The organism is Croceibacterium segetis, from assembly GCF_011320115.1.
Lineage (GTDB): Bacteria > Pseudomonadota > Alphaproteobacteria > Sphingomonadales > Sphingomonadaceae > Croceibacterium_B > Croceibacterium_B segetis.
The window spans coordinates 63,832-82,298 of sequence record NZ_JAANOZ010000003.1 but is presented as its reverse complement, the minus strand read 5'-3'; the positions used below and the strand labels follow the sequence as shown (position 1 = coordinate 82,298).

Genomic DNA, 18,467 nt, shown 5'->3' with positions numbered 1-18,467 from the left:
GGCTAACCCTTCATCCGGTTGACGTCGTCGACCGCGATCGTGCCGCGGCCGCGGAAGTACTGCACCAGGATCGCCAGACCGATCGCCGCCTCGCCCGCCGCCACGGTCAGCACGAACATCGCGAAGATCTGCCCCGTCAGGTCGTGCAGGAAGGCGCTGAACGCGACCAGGTTGATGTTCACCGCCAGCAGGATCAGCTCGATCGCCATCAGGATGACGATCACGTTCTTGCGGTTGAGGAAGATGCCGAGAACGCCGAGCACGAACAGGATCGAGCTGACGACGACATAGTGTTCGATGCCGATCACAGCTCGACCCCCTTGCCGACTTCGGGCCGCATGTTGACGGTCGCATCCTGCGGCCGGCGGGCGTTCTGCTTGGCCACGTTTTGCGGCTTCGTGTCCTTGCGCTCGCGGTGGGTCAGCACGATCGCGCCGATCATCGCCACCAGCAGGATGATCCCGGCAGTCTCGAACAGGAACAGGTAGCGCCCGTAGAGCAGTGCGCCGATCGCGGCGATGTTGCTGACGCCGGGTGCCGTCGCGGCGGTGCCGTCAGGCGTGCCGAGCGCCAGTCCGCCGACCTGATAAGCTCCGACGCCGAGAAACAGCTCGGCGAACAGCACCAGCGCGATGGCAATCCCGAGCGGGAAGTTCTTCATGAACCCGGCGCGCAGCTCGGCGAAATCGATGTCGAGCATCATGACCACGAACAGGAACAGCACCGCGACCGCGCCGACGTAGACGATCACCAGCAGCATCGCGATGAATTCGGCCCCGACCAGCACCATCAGCCCGGCGCCATTGAAGAACGCCAGGATCAGCCACAACACCGAATGCACCGGGTTGCGCGACGCGATCGTGAACACGCCGGAGACGATCACGAGGAACGCGAACAGGTAGAAGGCGATGGTCTGGATCATTCGGTCGCGCGCCGCCTAGCGATAGGGCGCATCGGCTTCAAGGTTCGCGGCCAGCGCTCGCTCCCACTTGTCCCCGTTAGCCAGCAGTTTCGCCTTGTCGTAGAGCAGCTCCTCGCGGGTTTCGGTGGTGAATTCAAAGTTCGGCCCCTCGACGATGGCATCGACCGGGCAGGCTTCCTGGCAGAAACCGCAGTAGATGCACTTGGTCATGTCGATGTCGTAGCGGGTGGTGCGGCGGCTGCCGTCCTCGCGCGGCTCGGCCTCGATGGTGATCGCCTGCGCCGGACACACCGCCTCGCACAGCTTGCAGGCGATGCAGCGCTCCTCGCCGTTGGGATAACGGCGCAGTGCATGCTCGCCGCGGAAGCGCGGGCTGAGCGGGTTCTTCTCGAACGGATAGTTGATCGTCGCCTTCGCCTTGAAGAAGTACTTCAGCGTCAGCCAGTGGGCCTTGAGGAATTCCCACAGGGTGTACGACTTGATCAGTTGGGCGACGGTCATGCGCCATACCTCGTCAGCATCAGGTAGCCCGAGACCAGAACCACGAACGAAAGGCTCAGCGGCAGGAAGATCTTCCAGCCGAGGCGCATCAGCTGGTCGTAGCGGTAGCGCGGCACAGTCGCCTTCACCCAGCTGAAGACGAAGAAGAAGAAGAAGATCTTGGCGAAGAGCCAGATCCAGCCCGGGATCCAGTAGAGCGGCGCCCACTCGAGCGGCGGCAGCCAGCCGCCGAAGAACAGCGTGGCGTTGAGCGCGCACATCAGCAGGACGTTGGCATATTCGCCGAGCCAGTAGAGCGCGAAGCTCATCGACGAATATTCGGTCTGGTAGCCGGCGACGAGCTCGCTCTCCGCCTCGGTCAGGTCGAACGGGGTGCGCGCGGTCTCGGCCATGCTCGAGATCAGGAACACCACCCACATCGGGAACAGCAGCAGGTTGAAGAAGAACCCGTTGACGATCCCGAAGCCGTGCCCACGCTGCGCCTCGACGATGCCGTTCAAGTTGAACGTGCCCGCCCACAGCACCACGCAGATGAGGATGAAGCCGATCGAGACTTCATATGAAATCATCTGAGCAGCGGCGCGCATCGCGCTGAAAAACGGGTATTTCGAGTTCGAGGCCCAGCCGGCGATGACCACCCCGTAGACGCCGAGCGAGCTGATCGCGAGGACGTAGAGCAGGCCGACGTTGATGTCCGCCAGCACCGCCCCCGAGTTGAACGGGATCACCGCCCAGGCCATCAGCGCGACGGTGAAAGTGATGATCGGCGCGATCAGGAACAGGCCCTTGTTCGCGGCCGACGGGACGATCGTTTCCTGCAGGAACACCTTGAGCCCGTCGGCGAAGCTCTGCAGCAGGCCCCACGGCCCGACCACGTTCGGCCCGCGCCGCAGCGCCATCGCCGCCCAGATCTTGCGGTCGACGTAGATGATCATCGCCACGGCGAGCATCAGCGGCAGGGCGATCAGCAAGATGCCGGCGATGGTCGCGACGAACCACGCCCAGTCGTGGGTCATGCCCCATTGTTCAAAGACGGAGGTCATTCCGCCGCCTCCGCGAAGCTGTCGTCGCCGTGCAGCAGCTCGGCCGAGCAGCGCTGCATCGTCAGGCTGGCGCGGGCGATCGGATTGGTCAGGTAGAAGTCCTTGATCGGGTACCCGATCGTGCCTTTGGGCTTGGCGCCCTTCCCCGGCTTCGGCAGCGCGCCGAAGTTGACGAGGCCCTCGACACCCAGCGCCGGCACTTCGGCGATCATCGCCGCGCGCAGCTCGTCGAAGCTGTCGAAGCCAACCGAAACGCCGAGCGCGTCGGCCAGCGCGCGAAGGATCGTCCAGTCCTCGCGCGCGTCACCGGGGGCGAACACCGCCTTGTCGGCGAACTGCACCCGGCCTTCGGTGCTGACGTAGGTTCCGGCCTTCTCGGTGTAAGCCGCGCCGGGCAGGATGATATCGGCGGCGTGCGCGCCCTTGTCGCCGTGGTGGCCGACGTAGACCTTCAGCGCATCCGGGAAGCGGCGGAAATCGACCTCGTCCGCGCCGAGCGCGAGCAGCACTTTCGGCTTGGCATTCACGAGGTCGACGATCCCGCTCTTCTGCGCAAAGCCGAGCATCAGCGCGCCCATCCGGGCGGCCGAGAAATGGAGGACGTTGAAGCCGTTCCACCCGTCCCGAACGAGATTCCACTCGCCGACCAGGCCCAGCGCCGCCTCGAGCGCCCCGGCGGCAATCCCGCCGCCGCCGACGATCACGGCGGGCTTACTGGCCTTGCCCATCGCCTCGCCGACATTCTTCGGCAGCTTGCCGAGTACCGCGACGTCGTCGCCGAGCCACTCGGCCGGGAAAGTCGTTTCCCAGTGCGGGCCGACGATGAACACCCTGGCGCCCCGCTTGACCGCCTTGCGCAGCCGCACGTGGAGCAGCGGCGCCTCCCAGCGAACCATGCTGCCGACGATCAGGATCGCGTCGGCTTCCTCGATCCCGGCGAAGGTCGAGTTGAAGTTGACTGCCGCGAGGTTGCCGGTCGGGTAGTCCATCCCCGTCTGGCGGCTCTCGACCAAAGTCGAGCCGAGCGCGCCGAGCAGCTTCTTGGCGGCGAACATCGTCTCGCAGTCGAGCATGTCGCCCGCGACGGCCGCAACGCTGGAGCCGGCCTTGGCCCTGGCGATCGCGCCGAACGCCTCATCCCAGCTAGCCCGTTCGAGCTTTCCGGCCTTGCGGACGAAGACCTTGTCGAGGCGCTGCCGCACCAGGCCGTCGACCTGGTAGCGCGCCTTGTCGCTGATCCACTCTTCGTTGACGTCGTCGTTGATGCGCGGAAGCACCCGCAGCACTTCGCGCCCGCGGCTGTCGATGCGGATGTTGCTGCCCATCGCGTCCGAGACGTCGATGCCGAGGGTCTTCTTGAGCTCCCACGGCCGCGCTTCGAAGGCGTAGGGCCGCGAGGTCAGAGCACCGACCGGGCACAAGTCGATCACGTTGGCCGAAAGCTCGTGCTTGGCCGCATGCTCGAGGTAGGTGGTGATCTGCATGTGCTCGCCGCGATAGAGCGCGCCGATCTCGTCGACGCCGGCGATCTCCTCGGAGAAGCGCACGCAGCGCGTGCAATGGATGCAGCGGGTCATGATCGTCTTGATCAGCGGGCCCATGTATTTCTCGGTCACCGCGCGCTTGTTCTCGTGATAGCGCGAGGCGCCGCGGCCGTAGGCGATCGCCTGGTCCTGCAGGTCGCACTCGCCGCCCTGGTCGCAGATCGGGCAATCGAGCGGGTGGTTGATGAGGAGAAACTCCATCACCCCTTCACGCGCCTTCTTGACCATCTCGCTGTCGGTGCGGATTTCCTGGCCTTCGGCGGCCGGCAGCGCGCAACTCGCCTGCGGCTTGGGCGGGCCGGGTTTCACCTCGACCAGGCACATGCGGCAGTTGCCGGCGATGCTCAGCCGCTCATGGTAGCAGAAACGCGGGATCTCCTTCCCGGCCAGTTCGCACGCCTGCAGGACAGTGGCGCCGTTGGGAACCTCGATTTCCTGTCCGTCGACGGTGACTTTGGGCATGAGCGTCCTGTTGCGGTCAGAATGCGGCGGCGAGAATCCGGTGAACCGGGCCGCCGCGCGCCCCCTCTGTCCGAGCAAGCGCATCAGTGCAACCCGTTTCGCGGGCGCGCATGGACAAAACCGCGCCGGCCCGACACCAGACAATCCACAACCGGTTTCTCATTTCGCGGCGGCGGCTTTCACCACCGCATAGCGGTAGGCTCCCTCGGCCAGATAGCCGCGCAATTGGAATTTCGAGATCTTCATTTCGACGCCGGGCGGGATGCAGCCGGCGAGCGCCGGGGTGATCGCGGCAATCGCGGTGCTCTCCGCGGGCGTGCCGGCCTCAGTAGCGAACAGCGCAGCGACCGCGGCGGGCGATGCCTGGGTGGTGCAAGTGCCGATTTCGGTCATCACCACGGCGCTGCGGGAGTCAGCCGAAAGCCTGACCAGCTGATCGTTCGTCGGGGCGGGAAAGATCTTGGCCGGTTTGCCCCGCGCCGACCATGTCGACAGATCGAAATCGCTCTCCAGCAAGAGTTCGGCCAAGACGCCCCGGTAATTGCGCACCGAGAAAGTCAGCCGGTCATTATGGGGCGCACAGTTCGGGTGAGAATCGGTCATGAAAAACAGGCTTCGATCGCTCTGCTGACTGGCCGGCAGAAGCCGAAGCAAGTTGGCCCCACCCCGCTCGCCACCCGCACATTGGGCAAACTTCGTCACGAAGTCGATTTCGGCGGCGCTATTCGGGATCACATTGGCGCGGACATTGTTCAGTTGCGCGGTGTCGGTATCCATCTGCGCCATGGCAGGACCGCCCGGCAATGCGAGGGCAACGGCAATGGTGAAAACGGATAAGCGACGAGCCATCCTCGCCGCCGCAGATGCAAGAGTGCGCTCCATTTCCCCCTCCCGGTGAAGTCGCTTGTTACTGAGGAAACTATCGTACCGGGAACGCGCCGCCTTGCAACCCAGCGCATTTGGCAAGGAGAGGCCGCTATTCCGCCGCCTGCGGCATCGCTGCTGTCCGCTCCGCCATCCGCCGTTCCAGTTCCGGCCGGAAATGCCGGATCAGGCCCTGGATCGGCCAGGCGGCGGCATCGCCGAGGGCGCAGATGGTGTGGCCTTCGACTTGCTTGGTCACTTCGTAGAGCAGGTCGATCTCGCGCGGTTCGGCGGCGCCGGTGCGGAGGCGCTCCATCACGCGCCACATCCATCCGGTGCCTTCGCGGCACGGGGTGCACTGGCCGCAGCTCTCGTGCATGTAGAACTTGCTGATCCGGCTGATCGCGCGGACGATGTCGGTCGACTTGTCCATCACGATCACCGCCGCGGTGCCGAGGCCGGAGCCGAGCTCCTTGAGCCCGTCGAAGTCCATCTGGCAGTCCATGATCTGCGCCGCCGGGACCAGCGGGACCGAGGAGCCGCCGGGGATCACCGCTAGCAGGTTGTCCCACCCGCCGGTGACGCCGCCGCAGTGCTTCTCGATCAGCTCGCGAAACGGGATGCTCATCGCCTCTTCCACCACGCAGGGCTTTTCCACGTGCCCGCTGATCTGGAAGAGCTTGGTGCCCTTGTTGTTGTCGCGGCCGAAGCTGGAGAACCACGACGCCCCGCGGCGCAGGATCGTCGGCACGACGGCGATCGATTCGACGTTGTTGACCGTCGTCGGGCAGCCGTAGAGGCCCGCGCCGGCCGGGAACGGCGGCTTGAGGCGCGGCTGGCCCTTCTTGCCCTCGAGGCTTTCGAGCATCGCCATCTCTTCGCCGCAGATGTAGGCGCCCGCGCCGCGGTGGACGAACACGTCGAAGTCGAAGCCCGAGCCGGCGGCGTTCTTGCCGAGCAGGCCGGCGTCGTAAGCCTCCTGCACCGCGGCGAACAGCGTTTCGGCCTCGCGGATGTATTCGCCGCGGATGTAGATGTACGCCGCCCGCGCGCGCATCGCGAAGCCCGCGACCAGCGCGCCTTCGATCAGCTTGTGCGGGTCATGCCGGATGATCTCGCGATCCTTGCACGAACCGGGCTCGCTCTCGTCGGCATTGATGACCAGGAAGCTCGGCCGGCCGTCGCGGCTCTCCTTGGGCATGAAGCTCCATTTCATGCCGGTCGGGAAGCCCGCTCCGCCGCGCCCGCGCAGGCCCGAGGCCTTGATCTCCTCGATGAGGGAGTCCTGCCCGCGCGCGATCAGCGCCTTGGTATCGTCCCAGTCGCCGCGTTTCTCGGCGGCCTTCAGGCGCCAGTCCTGGTAGCCGTAGACGTTGGTGAAGATGCGATCCCGATCAGCGAGCATCTGCGAGCGTCCCACAAGAAGAGCCGGCGAGCATCAGTTGAACCCTCCGAACACATAGATCGCAGCAAGAACCAGGATCGCCACCAGCGCGATTGTCTTCACAAGGCCCTTGAGCAGCTTCCAGCTGACCACGATGGCGATCAGAGCGACGACGATCGGAACCGCGAACTCCATCACCACTCGCCCCGGTAGTCGTGATTCTCGGTGACCATCTGCTTGAGCGTGGTCGGCCCGCCGACCGGCTCGACGGTGTGCCGCGCCGGGTCCTGCGTGCCGGTCTTCGGCTGACGGCCGGCGGCCAGCTCGTCGAGCACGTGGTCGAGGCGCTCGGGCGTGAGGTCCTCGTAGTTGTCGTCGTTGATCTGGACCATCGGCGCGCTGGAGCAGTTGCCCATGCATTCGACCTCGGTCAGCGTCCACAGCCCGTCGGGCGTGGTATGGCCCTGCTTCATCCCGCGCTTGTAGCAGGCGTCGAGAATGTCGTCGGAGCCGCGCAGCATGCACGGCGTGGTGCCGCAGACCTGCACATGGAAGCGGCCGACCGGGGCGAGATTGTACATCGTGTAAAACGTCGCGACCTCGAGCACGCGGATCACCGGCATGTCGAGCTCGCGGGCGACGAACTCCATTACCGGGATCGGCAGCCAGCCCTGGGTATTGGTCTCCGCCCCGACTTGCCGCTGGGCGAGGTCGAGCAGCGGCATCACCGCCGAGCGCTGCCGCCCTTCGGGGTAGCGCTTGACGATCGCCTTGGCCTCGGCCGCATTGGCCTCGGTCCACGCGAAGTTGCCGTACTGCTCGCGCAGTTCCGGCGTATCGGGATGCGGCGCGCGCTCAGCCATGTCGCCGAGCCTCGATCCAATCCGTGATCTTCAAGACCGCAAGAACTCCATTCGCGAGCAAATTGAACGCCACTGTGAACAGCATTAGGTTGACTGCCAAATTCAGACCGAACTTTGTGCCGGCGATTGCCGTAACGATAATCGCAGCAATCGCGAACAGCCCGACAAACGACAAGGCGAGCTTGATCAGGCCGAACCGCAACTGCCGATCCGTCAGAGTGACCGTCTTCTCAGCCACGGCGTTTCCGCTTGTTGGCAATGTCCTGCCCGAACAGGAACAGCTCGAAGCCGGCAATCGACGCGGCTAGCATCGGCAGCGTGTCGCCGATCTTCACGCCGAAGCCCAGCTGGACGAACACCAGCGCCACCAGCACCAGCCCAGTGAGCGAGGCCCACACCCGCAGCATATCCAATTGCGTCTTCACCGGTCGCATTCTCCAAAAACGACGTCGATCGCCCCCAGGATCGCCGTTGCGTCGGGCAACATGTGCCCCTTGCTCATAAAATCCATCGCTTGAAGATGGCTGAACGCGGTCGGCCGGATCTTGCAGCGGTAAGGCTTATTGCTGCCGTCGCTGACGAGGTAGACGCCGAACTCGCCCTTTGGGCTTTCAGTGGCGACGTAGACCTCGCCCGCGGGCACATGGAAGCCTTCGGTGTAGAGCTTGAAGTGATGGATCAGCGCTTCCATCGACTGCTTCATCTCGGCGCGCCTGGGCGGCACGACCTTGCGGTCGTCGCTGGCCACCGGGCCTTCGGGCATCTCGGCGAGGCACTGCTTGATGATCTTCGCCGACTGGCGGACTTCCTCGACGCGGACCATCATCCGGTCGTAGCAGTCGGAGTTGGTGCCGACGGGAATCTCGAAGTCCATCCGGTCGTAGACGTCGTAAGGCTGGCTCTTGCGCAAGTCCCACGGAAGGCCGGCGGCGCGGATCATCGGGCCCGAGAAGCCCCAGGCGATCGCGTCTTCCTTGCTGACCTTGGCGATGTCGACGTTGCGCTGCTTGAAGATGCGGTTGTCGACCACCAGGCTCATTGCGTCCTCGAACAGCCGCGGCAGGCGGGTGTCGACCCAGTCGCCGATGTCGGTCAGCAGCTTGAGCGGCACGTCCTCGTGCACCCCGCCGGGGCGGAACCAGGCGCAGTGCATCCGCGCGCCCGAAGCGCGCTCGAAGAAATTGAGCGTGTCCTCGCGGATTTCGAACAGCCACAGGTTCGGCGTCATCGCGCCGACGTCCATCACGTGGCTGCCGATGTTGAGCATGTGGTTGGAGATGCGCGTCAGCTCGGCGAACAGCACTCGCAGGTATTGCGCGCGCAGCGGCACCTCGAGGTTGAGCAGCTTCTCGATCGCGAGAACGTAGCTGTGCTCCATGCACAGCGGGCTGCAGTAATCGAGCCTGTCGAAGTACGGCAGCGCCTGGAGGTAGGTCTTGTACTCGATCAGCTTCTCGGTGCCGCGGTGGAGCAGGCCGATGTGCGGATCGATCCGCTCGATCACCTCGCCGTCGAGCTCCATCACCATGCGCAGCACGCCGTGCGCGGCGGGATGCTGCGGGCCGAAGTTGATCGTGTAATTGGAGATGGTCCCGCCTTCGGTGGTGGGCGAATTTTCGAGAGACAGGCTCATGCCTTGGGTCCCTTCGGCTTGCGCGCCGGGCGACTTGAGGTTGGCTTGGGCGCGGCGGGAGCTTTCTTGGCGGTCACCTTCTTGGCCGGAGCGGCGCTCGATTTCTTGGTTGCGGCTTTCTTGTCGGCCCTCTTGCCCGCGCCCGTTTCACTCGCTTTGCCGGTCGTCTTCGGCGTGCTAACACCCGGCGCGCCGCGCGTCTCGGGCGCCTTGGCGTCGACTTTGCCGCTCGGCTCGGGGACCGGCTTGGGCTGCGGTGCGGGCGGCGGCGTGACCGACTTCTCGTCACCCGGCAGGACGTAGTCGGCGCCTTCCCACGGGCTCATGAAGTCGAACGTGCGGAAGTCCTGCGGCAGCTCGACCGGCTCGTAGACCACGCGGTGCTCTTCTTCCGAATAGCGCAGCTCCTGGAATCCGGTCAGCGGGAAGTCCTTGCGCTGAGGGTGCCCCTCGAAGCCGTAGTCGGTGAGGATGCGGCGCAAGTCGGTGTTGCCGTCGAACAGCACGCCGTACATGTCGAACACCTCGCGCTCGAGCCATCCGGCGTTGGGCCACAGGCGGGTGACGGTCGGCACCGGGGTGTTCTCGGCCGCGCGCAACTTGACCATGATCCGGTGGTTCCTGGTCAGGCTGAGCAGCATGTAGACGACCTCGAAGCGCTCCTCGCGCTCCGGGTAGTCGACCCCGGCGATCTCCATCAGCTGCTGGTAGCCGTGCTCGTCGCGCAGCGTCCGCAGCACGTCCTCGATCGCCTCGCGCTCCACGCCGATGACGATCTCGCCGTGCATTTCCTTGCTCGCGAGCACGCGCTTGCCGAGCGCCTTGACCAGGGTCTCGCGCACGCCCTCGTTCGAGCTGATCTTCGGGGCCGGATGCAGGACGGTGGCCATCTTAGCGCTCGATCGTCCCCGCGCGGCGGATCTTCCGCTGGAGCTGCATCACGCCGTAGAGCAGCGCCTCGGCGGTCGGCGGGCAGCCGGGCACGTAAATGTCGACCGGCACGATGCGGTCGCAGCCGCGCACCACCGAATAGCTGTAGTGGTAATAGCCGCCGCCGTTGGCGCAGCTGCCCATCGAGATGACGTACTTGGGGTCCGACATCTGGTCGTAGACCTTGCGCAGTGCCGGGGCCATCTTGTTGCACAGCGTGCCGGCGACGATCATCACGTCGCTCTGGCGCGGAGACGCGCGCGGGGCGACGCCGAAGCGCTCCATGTCGTAGCGCGGCATGTTGACGTGGATCATCTCGACCGCGCAGCAGGCGAGCCCGAAGGTCATCCACCACAGCGAACCGGTGCGGGCCCACTGGAACAGGTCCTCGGTCGTGGTGACGAGGAAGCCCTTGTGGTCCAGCTCGTCGCTGATCTGATTGAAATATTCACCGCCCGGCGGGACTATGGCCGGGTGAATGGTCGGATTGACCTCGGGGCCAGCGACGTTGGTTGCCGCGGGATTGGCCAGCGCGTGGTCGAGCGGGCCCTCGTCCTTCATTCCCATTCGAGCGCCCCTTTCTTCCACGCATAGGCGTAGCCGACGATCAGCTCGAACAGGAACACCATCATCGTCACCCAGCCCGGCCAGCCGGTCACGTCGAGGCTGACGGCCCACGGAAACAGGAACGCGGCTTCGAGGTCGAAGACGATGAACAGGATCGCGATCAGGTAGAAGCGCACGTCGAACTGGCTGCGCGGATCCTCGAACGCGGGAAAGCCGCATTCGTACTCGCTGAGCTTCTCCGCATTGGGCTTGTGCGCGCCGGTCAGGCGGGCGACGCCCATCGGCAGGAACACGAACAGCGACGAGATTCCCAGCGCGATGACCAGGAAGATCAGTATCGGCAGATATTGGAGAAGGTCGACCAAGCGCCTGACTCGATGTGAACGGTTTCGCTGCGCGCCCTAGTCTGCCCCGCCGAACGGTTCAAGGCCGGAACCGCCCGATTTGCCGGACAGCGGCGGCGAGCCGGCAGAAAGCGCTTTCCTACATCGCGTGAAACGTGCTTGGGTCATCGTCATGCTCCATGCCGGACACCCGGAACGACGCCGCGAAGACCCCGCCGCAGGACCCTGCGAAGTTTCTTCATGGACCGTGTCAACCTTGTCCAGCGAGTGTAAACCTCGTCAGGAATCCAGCCGGCGCAGGTGAACGAATCGGCACGGACCCCGGCGATCAGCGCGATTGAAATTGCTGCGCTGCACCATTAGATGCCCGCCATCCTCTTAACGCAAGGCACCCGCTCCCCATGGCCCAGTTCTCCGAATCCGACCCGATCGTCATCCTCTCCTACGCCCGCACCCCGATGGGCGCGATGCAGGGCGCGCTGGCGGACGCTTCGGCGACCGATCTCGGCGCCACCGCGGTCAAGGCGGCGGTTGAACGCGCCGGCGTCAACGGCGAGGACGTGGACCGGGTCTACATGGGTTGCGTGCTTCCCGCCGGCCTCGGCCAGGCGCCCGCCCGCCAGGCGGCGCTCAAGGCCGGGCTGCCGAAATCGGCCCAGGCGACCACGGTCAACAAGGTATGCGGCTCGGGCATGCAGACGGTCATCATGGGCGCCGAAGCGCTCGCTTCGGGCGCGGCGGACCTGATCGTCGCCGGCGGCATGGAGAGCATGACCAACGCCCCGTACCTCCTGAAGAAGCACCGCTCGGGCGCCCGCATCGGGCACGACACCGCCTACGATCACATGTTCCTCGACGGTCTCGAGGACGCCTACGAGGAAGGCAAGGCGATGGGCAGCTTCGCCCAGTGCACCGCCGACGAATACCAGCTGACCCGCGAGGACATGGACCAGTTCGCGATCACCTCGCTCTCGCGGGCGAGCGAGGCGATCAGTTCGGGCGCCTTCGCCGGCGAGGTCGTGCCGGTGACGGTCAAGACCCGCAAGGGCGAGATCCAGGTCGATACCGACGAGGCGCCGGGCAAGGCCAACCCGGAGAAGATCCCGCAGCTTCGGGCCGCATTTGCCAAGGAAGGCACCATTACCGCCGCCACCTCGAGCTCGATCTCGGATGGCGCCGCCGCGGTCGTCCTGACGCGCGCGAGCCTCGCCGCCGAGCAAGGCAGGCAGCCGGTCGCCCGGATCGTCGCCACCGCCGCGCATGCCCAGGAACCGAAGGATTTCACCACCGCTCCGGTCGGCGCGATCGAGAAGCTGCTCAAGCAAACCGGCTGGTCGGTCGATGACGTCGACCTGTGGGAAGTCAACGAGGCGTTCGCCTGCGTGGCGATGTTCGCGATGCGCGACATCGGCATTCCGCACGACAAGATCAACGTGAACGGCGGCGCGACCGCGCTCGGTCACCCCATCGGCGCCAGCGGCACGCGGATCATCGTGACCCTCCTCAACGCGCTCAGGCAGCGCGGCGGCAAGCGCGGCATCGCCAGCCTCTGCATCGGCGGCGGCGAGGCGACGGCGATCGCTGTGGAGATGATCTAGCTCGCACCCTCCGCCAATTTGCTCCGCCCCTCGCTTGTGGTATGCTGCGTCGGGCAGCACCTGGGGAGGGAATGCCATGAAAATCGTTATGCCGATCGTCGCGCTGGTCATGCTGGCCGCATGCGGCCAATCCGCACCGAAGGATGGCGAGGCCAAAGTTGCCGCCGCGCCCGCGGGCCCACACAGCAACGCCGGCCCGGGCACCTACATCGTGACCGGCGCCGACGGGTCGATGACCACCGTGTTCCTCAAGGACGACGGCACCTATACGGACTGGGTTGCCGGCGAGATGAAAGAGGCCGGCAAGTGGGCGATCGAGAACAACAAGACCTGCTTCCATCCGGACAAGGGCGAAGTACGCTGCGGTTCCGACGGGCCGATCGGCGAGGACGGCAGCTATACCGTCACGCCTGACAGCGGTGCGCCCTATCAGGTCCGTAAGACCTAACGACTGCGGCGACCAGGGGGCCGGTCGCCAAGCGACTATCGACGGGAGACCATCGATGAGGATGCTTGCTTTCTGCCTGGTGACGGCGGCGCTTGCGGCTTGCGGTCAGAGCAAACCGGCGGGTCCGGTTGAAGTGGCCGCGACCGAGCCCGAGCCGCAGCCGACCAGCCAGGCCTCTCCCGGCACTTACAGCGTCACGGAGATCGACGGGACCAAGATGACCTCGGTCCTCGCCGCGGACCACACTTACACCAACACGGTGCATGGCCGGATGACCGAGGCGGGCTCGTGGTCGATCGTCGGCGGCCGCACCTGCCTGACGCCGAGCGAAGGCGAAGGCGCGGTTGTACGCTGCTACACCGACAGCACTCCCGCGAGGGACGGCACGTTCACCGCGACACCGGACGTGGGCGAGCCCATCACAATCAAGAAGATCGCCTGACCGCGAAAGCGATTGGCGCATTCCGCGCGCATTGGTAAACCGCCACCAGGGCGCGTTTGAGGGGAGTTCACGAGATGAAGAAGCTTGCAATGATCGCGGCATTGGCCGCGCTTTCCGCGTGCAACCAGAAGCAGGCCGAGCCTGCTCCTGCGCCGAGCGAGGCAGCGACGACCGCCGCCCTGACCATGGCCGACCGAGCCGGTACCTACACTTACGACGACGGCAAGGGCGAGAGCGGCACCTCGGTCATGACCACCGATGGCAATTACACTGACACCAGCACTGACGGTAAGTCTGTCGAAACCGGCACCTGGAAGGTCGACGATGCCGGCAAGATCTGTTTCGATCCCAAGGGCGACGACCCGAAGCAACCGAGCCGCTGCTATGCGATGGGTGAGCCCGACGCCGATGGCAACATGACCGCCACCGGCGACGACGGCGCGGTCGTCAAGGTGAGAAAGACCGCCTGAGCGCAAACAGACCTGAAGCGGAAAGGGCGGCCCGCGGGGGTCGCCCTTTCCCTACGGGTCGCCGGCGCCCCACAGGCGCTTCTGCTCGACCCAGCCCTTGCGGGGCCCGACGCTGAGCTCGCACCATCCGGCGTCGCAATCGCCAAGCTTGCCGACCACGCCCGGCTCAAGGTTCCAGCGCAACGCCGCTCCTGCGTTGCCCTCGGCTCGCATCGCCGCCAGTCCCTTGCCGACGACGACCGCCGATCGCTCCGGGCTGAGCAGCCGCGCGACGATCCAGCCCTCGGCGCCGTCCTGGTCCCGCACCCGCCGCCAGCCCTGGTACAACCGCACGACTTTCACCGGCAGGTTGGCGCGGTGGTACACCCACTCGACCGGATAGCTCTCGCTCGGTCCGACACGCATGTTCACCTCGTCGGCGCGCATCGAGGCCCAGTACGGCACCTCCCGGTCCTGCGCCTGGGCGGGGAAAGAAGCGACGAAAAGGAGAGCGGCAGCAAGGCGGCGAAGCATCGCCCCTGTCTAGCGTCGGCGCGGGCGTCGCATCAAGCGTGGCGAGGGCTTTGGTAATATCCTGTCCCCGGACCTTGCCGCGGCGCCCGATTATGTCTTAACTGCCGCGTGGAGGAGAGCCGCGGCAAGCGGCCTCGGGAGGCCTCGAATGTTCCGCAAGACCGCCGCCGCCCTGGCGCTCATCGCTTTGCCCGCTGCCGCGCACGCGCAGGCCGCCACAGCCGACAGCGGCGACACGGCGTGGGTGATCGCCGCCTCGGCGCTGGTGCTGCTGATGACGCTGCCCGGGCTCGGGCTGTTCTACGGAGGACTGGTGCGGGCCAAGAACGTCCTCTCGGTGCTGGTTCAAGTCGCCGCGGTGACCTCGCTCGCCTCGCTGGTGTGGATCGTCGCGGGCTACACGCTCGCGTTCGGCGAGGTGACCAACGGCTGGCTCGGCAACGGCCGCGCTTTCATGCTCATCCCGGCCAACCTGTTCGACCTGCGCGCGAACACCACCCTGCCGGAAAGCGCCTTCGCGCTGTTCCAGATGACCTTCGCGGCGATCACCCCGGGCCTGATGGTCGGCGCCTGGGTCGACCGTGCGCGCTTTTCGTGGGTCGTCGCGTTCACCGGCTTATGGAGCCTGATCGTCTACGCCCCGGTCGCCCACTGGGTGTGGGGCGGCGGCTGGCTGGGCCAGATGGGCGTGCTCGACTTCGCCGGGGGCATCGTGGTGCACACCACGGCGGGCGTGTCGGCGCTCGTGGTCGCGCTGCTGCTCGGCCGGCGAATCGGCTTTCCCACTCAGCCGCTCATCCCGCACGCACCCGGGCTGACGATGATCGGCGCGATGCTGCTGTGGGTCGGCTGGTTCGGCTTCAACGGCGGCTCCGCGCTCACCGCCTCGGACAGCGCCGCCACCGCCATCCTCAACACCCACGCCGCCGCCGCGGCGGCCGCCCTGGTGTGGATCGGGATCGAGCGCATGACCTTCGGCAAGCCGACCACCGTCGGATTCGCTACCGGCGCGATCGCCGGGCTCGCCACGGTCACCCCGGCGGCAGGCTATATCTCGCCGGGTACCGCGCTGCTGTTCGGCGCCGCCGCGGCCGTGGTCTGCTACGGCGCGATCCAGCTGGTGAAGGTCAAGCTGAAGCTCGACGATTCGCTCGACGTGTTCGCCGTCCACGGCGTTGGCGGCATGATGGGCTCGATCCTGCTGGCCGTCTTCATCGCCCAAGGCCTTGGCGGAATCGGTTACGCCGAGGGCCTGGGCATGGGCTCGATGCTCGGCGTGCAGGTCCTCGCGGTCGCCGCGGTGGCGATCTACTCGGCCATCGCGACGGCGCTGATCGCGCTCGGCGTCTCGCTCTTCCTGCCGATGCGGGTGAGCGAGGACGAGGAGCGCCAGGGCCTCGACATCGCCAACCACGGTGAGCGCGGCTGGGAGTTCGACTGAGATGGATCGCGCCCGCTACGAACGCTATCTCGCCGCCTTCAACGGCAAGGACTACGACACGCTCGGCGAGTTCTACGCCGACGATGTCGAGTTCGTACTGAGCGAGGAGCGCGGGCTCAAGTTCCACGGGCGCGACGCGATCCTGAACCTCTACCGCCCGTTCCACCAGGCGGTCGACGAGCGAGTCGAGATCGTGCGCTTCGCCGACGGCGGCGATTTCCTGGCGGTCGAGGTGAACGCGGAATTCCGCCCGATTCCCGGCCGGCAGCAATCGGTTATCGACTTGCCGCCAGGCAAGGTGCTCAAGGTCACAACGTTCGCCTTCTACGACCTCGGCCCGGATGACCGCTTCACGCGCATCCGGGCGAGCAGCTATTCGCGCCGTTACGAAGACACCTGAGGGGAGCACGATGAGGAAAATCGCCGGACGGATCATCGCGGTCTCCGCCTTGCTGTGCACCGCGATCGCCCAGGCGGCCGACACCGCCGCGCCGTTCGTGCCGGTCACCGACGCGATGATCCAGAACCCCGACCCGAACGATTGGCTCAGCTGGCGCCGCACGCTCGATTCGTGGGGCTACAGCCCGCTCGACCAAATCACCACGGCCAACGTGAACGAGTTGCGCATGGTCTGGGTCCGCCCGCTCGATGCCGGTCACCAGGAAGGCACGCCGCTGGTCCACAACGGGGTGATGTACTTCCCCGGTCCGAGCGACTCGATAACCGCGCTCGACGCCGCCTCGGGCGACGTGCTGTGGATCCACAAGCGCGAGCTGCCCAAGGACGTCGGCAAGTTCCTGACCTTCCCCGACACCAACCGCAACCTGGCTATCTACGGCGACCTGATCATCGCCCGCGGGTCCGACGATCATATCTATGCCGTCAACGCGCAGACCGGCAAGCTGGTGTGGGACACCCAGATCCTCGACTATCATCACGGCGCCAAGCAGAGCGCCGGCCCGATCATCGCCGATGGCCTGGCCATCACCGGCCGCTCGTGTGAACCCGAAGGCGGCCCCGACGCCTGCATCATCACCGCGCACGACGCCAGGACCGGCAAGGAAGTCTGGCGCACCAGCACGATCGCCCGGGGCAGCGATCCCAACGACAAGACCTGGGGCGGCACCCCGCTCGAGAAGCGGATGCAGGTCGGCGCGTGGATGAACGCCAGCTACGATCCCGAGTTGCACCTCCTCTACATGGGCACGTCGGTAAGCACCCCGGCGCCCAAGTTCATGCTGGCGGGCAACCAGTACACCTACCTTTATCACAACTCGACGCTGGCGCTCGACGTCAGGACCGGCAAGATCGTCTGGTACTACCAGCACGTGGTCGACCACTGGGATCTCGACCACCCGTTCCCGCGCATCCTGCTCGACGAACAAGTCGCGCCCGATCCCGCCGAGGTGACCTGGATCAACCCCAGGATCGACCGCAAGAAGACCTACAAGGTCCTCACCGGCGTGCCGGGCAAGACGGGGATCATCTACACCCTCGACCGGCGGACCGGCGAGTTCCTCTGGGCGCGGCCGACGGTCATGCAAAACGTCGTCCAGTCGATCGACGGCAAGACCGGCAAGGTCACCGGCAACCCGGCGACGCTGTTCGACAAGATCGGCGACACCCGCTTCGTCTGCCCCTCCTCGACCGGCGGAGCGAACTACCAGGCGCCGGCCTACAGCCCGCTGACCAAGACGATGTACCTCCCCGCGCAAAACCTTTGCGAGACGGTCACCGCGACGGCGCCGAACTGGGACAATCCCGGCTACTCGGTGGCTTCGAAGATCGCGCTGGCGCCGAACGCCGACAACAAGCTCGGCGTGATCACCGCGGTCAATGCGGTAACCGGCAAGACCGCCTGGAAGTTCTCCACCCGCGCAGGGATGCAGTCGATCCTCGCCACCGGCGGCGGGCTGCTGTTCGCCGGCGACGCCGCGGGGCGCTTCCGCGCGCTCGACCAGGCGAGCGGCAAGGTGCTGTGGGAAATGAACCTCGGCTCGGCGGTGACCGGCTACCCGGTCACCTTCAGCACCGGCGGCCACCAGTACGTCGCCGTCTCGACCGGGTTCTGGCTCGGCGACAGCTTCACCCCCGAGCTGATCCACGGCACGCAGGGCACCTTGTTCGTCTTCGCCCTGCCCGACGCCGGGATCGGCCGGCAAGGCCCGCCGAGGACGCCGATCAACAACGACCGCGCAGGTGCCATTCCGGTCGATCCCGCGTCCGCCGCCGACGCCCCGCTCGCGCAGGCGGGTGACGGCAAGGCCGTTTACGACAAATCCTGCGCCGCCTGTCACGGCGGGGAGCTGCAAGGCGGCGGCGAAGCGCCTCCGCTCAAGGGCCCGCCCTTCCTCGCCAACTGGAAGGGCAAGCCGAACGGCGGTCTCTATGCCTACATCCACCAGAACATGCCGCCTGGAGCCGGCGGGTCGTTGAGCGACGGAGATTACCGTGCCGTGACCGCGTATGTCCTCCAGGCAAACGGGCTCGGGAGCTAG

At 66.1% G+C, this 18,467-nt stretch carries 23 protein-coding genes; 7 read left to right on the top strand and 16 right to left on the bottom strand.

The annotated features are described in order from the left end of the window. Positions 1-2: 2 nt before the first annotated feature. The 15 genes from nuoK to ndhC all read right to left on the bottom strand — a co-directional run bounded on the left by nuoK (position 3) and on the right by ndhC (position 11,078). On the bottom strand, positions 3-308 hold the full coding sequence (gene nuoK, locus G7B69_RS04065; protein ID WP_166176379.1) for an NADH-quinone oxidoreductase subunit NuoK: 306 nt from the start codon (positions 306-308) through the stop codon (positions 3-5). Then, on the bottom strand, positions 305-922 hold the full coding sequence (locus G7B69_RS04060) for an NADH-quinone oxidoreductase subunit J (protein ID WP_166176377.1): 618 nt from the start codon (positions 920-922) through the stop codon (positions 305-307). Before G7B69_RS04060 ends, nuoK begins: the two co-directional genes overlap by 4 nt. A gap of 15 nt (positions 923-937) precedes the next feature. Then, positions 938-1,423, bottom strand: coding sequence for an NADH-quinone oxidoreductase subunit NuoI (gene nuoI, locus G7B69_RS04055; protein WP_166176375.1), 486 nt, complete (start codon positions 1,421-1,423; stop codon positions 938-940). Continuing rightward, positions 1,420-2,466 (bottom strand): NADH-quinone oxidoreductase subunit NuoH, encoded by a 1,047-nt coding sequence (nuoH, locus tag G7B69_RS04050; RefSeq protein ID WP_166176373.1) that lies wholly within the window; start codon positions 2,464-2,466, stop codon positions 1,420-1,422. Before nuoH ends, nuoI begins: the two co-directional genes overlap by 4 nt. After that, positions 2,463-4,472, bottom strand: coding sequence for an NADH-quinone oxidoreductase subunit NuoG (gene nuoG / locus G7B69_RS04045; RefSeq protein WP_166176371.1), 2,010 nt, complete (start codon positions 4,470-4,472; stop codon positions 2,463-2,465). Before nuoG ends, nuoH begins: the two co-directional genes overlap by 4 nt. Positions 4,473-4,631: 159 nt before the next feature. Then, complete coding sequence (locus tag G7B69_RS04040; protein WP_166176369.1) at positions 4,632-5,258, bottom strand: hypothetical protein; 627 nt, start codon at positions 5,256-5,258, stop codon at positions 4,632-4,634. 190 nt (positions 5,259-5,448) lie between these two features. After that, on the bottom strand, positions 5,449-6,741 hold the full coding sequence (gene nuoF, locus G7B69_RS04035; protein WP_166176367.1) for an NADH-quinone oxidoreductase subunit NuoF: 1,293 nt from the start codon (positions 6,739-6,741) through the stop codon (positions 5,449-5,451). A gap of 33 nt (positions 6,742-6,774) precedes the next feature. Further along, the gene (locus G7B69_RS04030; RefSeq protein ID WP_166176365.1) at positions 6,775-6,915 is read right to left on the bottom strand and encodes a hypothetical protein; all 141 of its coding nucleotides are present in this window, start codon (positions 6,913-6,915) and stop codon (positions 6,775-6,777) included. Beyond that, positions 6,915-7,583 (bottom strand): complex I 24 kDa subunit family protein, encoded by a 669-nt coding sequence (locus G7B69_RS04025; RefSeq protein ID WP_166176363.1) that lies wholly within the window; start codon positions 7,581-7,583, stop codon positions 6,915-6,917. Before G7B69_RS04025 ends, G7B69_RS04030 begins: the two co-directional genes overlap by 1 nt. After that, the gene (locus G7B69_RS04020) at positions 7,576-7,821 is read right to left on the bottom strand and encodes a hypothetical protein (protein WP_166176361.1); all 246 of its coding nucleotides are present in this window, start codon (positions 7,819-7,821) and stop codon (positions 7,576-7,578) included. The genes G7B69_RS04025 and G7B69_RS04020 overlap by 8 nt, the downstream gene beginning before the upstream one ends. Then, positions 7,814-8,008 (bottom strand): hypothetical protein, encoded by a 195-nt coding sequence (locus G7B69_RS04015; RefSeq protein ID WP_243415022.1) that lies wholly within the window; start codon positions 8,006-8,008, stop codon positions 7,814-7,816. The genes G7B69_RS04020 and G7B69_RS04015 overlap by 8 nt, the downstream gene beginning before the upstream one ends. Beyond that, positions 8,005-9,216: an NADH-quinone oxidoreductase subunit D gene (locus G7B69_RS04010; RefSeq protein ID WP_166176357.1), complete on the bottom strand. Its 1,212-nt coding sequence runs from the start codon at positions 9,214-9,216 to the stop codon at positions 8,005-8,007. The genes G7B69_RS04015 and G7B69_RS04010 overlap by 4 nt, the downstream gene beginning before the upstream one ends. Beyond that, entirely contained in the window at positions 9,213-10,106 is an 894-nt protein-coding gene (locus G7B69_RS04005; protein ID WP_166176355.1) for an NADH-quinone oxidoreductase subunit C, read from the bottom strand. Before G7B69_RS04005 ends, G7B69_RS04010 begins: the two co-directional genes overlap by 4 nt. 1 nt (position 10,107) lies before the next feature. Next, complete coding sequence (locus G7B69_RS04000) at positions 10,108-10,713, bottom strand: NuoB/complex I 20 kDa subunit family protein (protein ID WP_243415021.1); 606 nt, start codon at positions 10,711-10,713, stop codon at positions 10,108-10,110. Beyond that, the gene (ndhC, locus tag G7B69_RS03995) at positions 10,704-11,078 is read right to left on the bottom strand and encodes an NADH-quinone oxidoreductase subunit A (protein ID WP_166176353.1); all 375 of its coding nucleotides are present in this window, start codon (positions 11,076-11,078) and stop codon (positions 10,704-10,706) included. Before ndhC ends, G7B69_RS04000 begins: the two co-directional genes overlap by 10 nt. A 380-nt stretch (positions 11,079-11,458) precedes the next feature. Between ndhC and G7B69_RS03990 the strand changes: the two genes are divergently transcribed. The 4 genes from G7B69_RS03990 to G7B69_RS03975 all read left to right on the top strand — a co-directional run bounded on the left by G7B69_RS03990 (position 11,459) and on the right by G7B69_RS03975 (position 14,015). Next, positions 11,459-12,655 carry a thiolase family protein gene (locus G7B69_RS03990; RefSeq protein WP_166176351.1) on the top strand — a complete coding sequence of 399 codons (1,197 nt, stop codon included), beginning with the start codon at positions 11,459-11,461 and terminating at the stop codon, positions 12,653-12,655. 76 nt (positions 12,656-12,731) lie between these two features. After that, the gene (locus tag G7B69_RS03985; RefSeq protein ID WP_166176349.1) at positions 12,732-13,103 is read left to right on the top strand and encodes a hypothetical protein; all 372 of its coding nucleotides are present in this window, start codon (positions 12,732-12,734) and stop codon (positions 13,101-13,103) included. 55 nt (positions 13,104-13,158) lie between these two features. After that, positions 13,159-13,545, top strand: coding sequence for a hypothetical protein (locus G7B69_RS03980; RefSeq protein ID WP_166176347.1), 387 nt, complete (start codon positions 13,159-13,161; stop codon positions 13,543-13,545). 74 nt (positions 13,546-13,619) lie between these two features. Continuing rightward, positions 13,620-14,015: a DUF995 domain-containing protein gene (locus G7B69_RS03975; RefSeq protein WP_166176345.1), complete on the top strand. Its 396-nt coding sequence runs from the start codon at positions 13,620-13,622 to the stop codon at positions 14,013-14,015. A gap of 51 nt (positions 14,016-14,066) precedes the next feature. Here the strand turns inward: G7B69_RS03975 and G7B69_RS03970 are convergent, their stop codons facing one another. After that, entirely contained in the window at positions 14,067-14,528 is a 462-nt protein-coding gene (locus G7B69_RS03970; RefSeq protein ID WP_166176343.1) for an SH3 domain-containing protein, read from the bottom strand. A gap of 148 nt (positions 14,529-14,676) precedes the next feature. On the opposite strand from G7B69_RS03970, the gene G7B69_RS03965 reads away from it, so the two are divergent. From G7B69_RS03965 to G7B69_RS03955, 3 genes are read left to right on the top strand one after another with little or no spacing between them, the layout of a single operon-like run. After that, entirely contained in the window at positions 14,677-15,969 is a 1,293-nt protein-coding gene (locus tag G7B69_RS03965; protein WP_166176341.1) for an ammonium transporter, read from the top strand. A gap of 1 nt (position 15,970) precedes the next feature. After that, positions 15,971-16,369: a nuclear transport factor 2 family protein gene (locus tag G7B69_RS03960; protein ID WP_166176339.1), complete on the top strand. Its 399-nt coding sequence runs from the start codon at positions 15,971-15,973 to the stop codon at positions 16,367-16,369. 10 nt (positions 16,370-16,379) lie between these two features. Then, entirely contained in the window at positions 16,380-18,467 is a 2,088-nt protein-coding gene (locus tag G7B69_RS03955; RefSeq protein ID WP_166176337.1) for an outer membrane protein assembly factor BamB family protein, read from the top strand.

Coding starts and splice junctions, on each gene's coding strand:
- G7B69_RS03960 (WP_166176339.1), top strand. CDS start 15,971: ATGGATCGCGCCCGCTACGAACGCTATCTCGCCGCCTTCAACGGCAAG.
- nuoH (WP_166176373.1), bottom strand. CDS start 2,466: ATGACCTCCGTCTTTGAACAATGGGGCATGACCCACGACTGGGCGTGG.
- G7B69_RS03985 (WP_166176349.1), top strand. CDS start 12,732: ATGAAAATCGTTATGCCGATCGTCGCGCTGGTCATGCTGGCCGCATGC.
- G7B69_RS03980 (WP_166176347.1), top strand. CDS start 13,159: ATGAGGATGCTTGCTTTCTGCCTGGTGACGGCGGCGCTTGCGGCTTGC.
- G7B69_RS04030 (WP_166176365.1), bottom strand. CDS start 6,915: ATGGAGTTCGCGGTTCCGATCGTCGTCGCTCTGATCGCCATCGTGGTC.
- G7B69_RS04005 (WP_166176355.1), bottom strand. CDS start 10,106: ATGGCCACCGTCCTGCATCCGGCCCCGAAGATCAGCTCGAACGAGGGC.
- G7B69_RS03975 (WP_166176345.1), top strand. CDS start 13,620: ATGAAGAAGCTTGCAATGATCGCGGCATTGGCCGCGCTTTCCGCGTGC.
- nuoF (WP_166176367.1), bottom strand. CDS start 6,741: ATGCTCGCTGATCGGGATCGCATCTTCACCAACGTCTACGGCTACCAG.
- G7B69_RS03955 (WP_166176337.1), top strand. CDS start 16,380: ATGAGGAAAATCGCCGGACGGATCATCGCGGTCTCCGCCTTGCTGTGC.
- G7B69_RS04060 (WP_166176377.1), bottom strand. CDS start 922: ATGATCCAGACCATCGCCTTCTACCTGTTCGCGTTCCTCGTGATCGTC.
- G7B69_RS03970 (WP_166176343.1), bottom strand. CDS start 14,528: ATGCTTCGCCGCCTTGCTGCCGCTCTCCTTTTCGTCGCTTCTTTCCCC.
- G7B69_RS04025 (WP_166176363.1), bottom strand. CDS start 7,583: ATGGCTGAGCGCGCGCCGCATCCCGATACGCCGGAACTGCGCGAGCAG.
- nuoI (WP_166176375.1), bottom strand. CDS start 1,423: ATGACCGTCGCCCAACTGATCAAGTCGTACACCCTGTGGGAATTCCTC.
- nuoG (WP_166176371.1), bottom strand. CDS start 4,472: ATGCCCAAAGTCACCGTCGACGGACAGGAAATCGAGGTTCCCAACGGC.
- G7B69_RS03990 (WP_166176351.1), top strand. CDS start 11,459: ATGGCCCAGTTCTCCGAATCCGACCCGATCGTCATCCTCTCCTACGCC.
- G7B69_RS03965 (WP_166176341.1), top strand. CDS start 14,677: ATGTTCCGCAAGACCGCCGCCGCCCTGGCGCTCATCGCTTTGCCCGCT.
- G7B69_RS04040 (WP_166176369.1), bottom strand. CDS start 5,258: ATGGCGCAGATGGATACCGACACCGCGCAACTGAACAATGTCCGCGCC.
- G7B69_RS04000 (WP_243415021.1), bottom strand. CDS start 10,713: ATGGGAATGAAGGACGAGGGCCCGCTCGACCACGCGCTGGCCAATCCC.
- G7B69_RS04010 (WP_166176357.1), bottom strand. CDS start 9,216: ATGAGCCTGTCTCTCGAAAATTCGCCCACCACCGAAGGCGGGACCATC.